The 577-nt window shown below is 40.7% G+C and carries 1 protein-coding gene; it reads left to right on the top strand.

From position 1 onward, the window contains the following. The first annotated feature begins 149 nt into the window (after positions 1-149). On the top strand, positions 150-548 hold the full coding sequence (tnpA, locus tag RJP21_RS31040) for an IS200/IS605 family transposase (RefSeq protein WP_310862618.1): 399 nt from the start codon (positions 150-152) through the stop codon (positions 546-548). Positions 549-577 lie beyond the last annotated feature (29 nt).

Raw genomic sequence — 577 nt, forward strand, 5'->3', positions numbered from 1 at the left:
GCCCACGGTTTTAATCGTGGGATGAAAGACGGCTTTGCCAGAACATCCCTTTATGGGATGGGAAGGGCAAACACATAGCACGTGTGCGTGTGTGCTTTTCTTTTTGTTTAATTGTTGTAGCTGTATGATTAAACTGATACCATTGTTTTATGGGACAAGAATATAGACGTACAGCTATAACAGTATCTCTCATTAATTATCATTTTGTTTTCTGCCCTCGTTATCGAAGAAAAGTGTTAGTAAATCAAGTGGAAATTCGATTCAAGGAGCTATTAGCTGAAATATGCCATCAGAATAACTGGATTATTGTGGCGATGAAAGTTATGCCCGATCATGTCCATCTGTTCCTGAACGGTCTTCCCACCGATTCTCCATCAGATGTTATGGCAAAAGTGAAAGGAGTGACCTCTCGAATATTAAGGCAGGAGTTTGAGCATCTTGCCCATTTGCCTAGTCTGTGGACACGTTCTTTTTTCGTGAGTACAGCTGGAAACGTATCAAGCGAAACGGTAAAGCGTTATGTTGAAGAACAAAAGAAAAGGGGGTGAACACATGCAAGTTTTAACCGTTAAGATAC

It is taken from the genome of Paenibacillus sp. VCA1 (assembly GCF_031583795.1).
GTDB classification, from domain to species: Bacteria; Bacillota; Bacilli; order Paenibacillales; family Paenibacillaceae; genus Paenibacillus_AQ; species Paenibacillus_AQ albilobatus.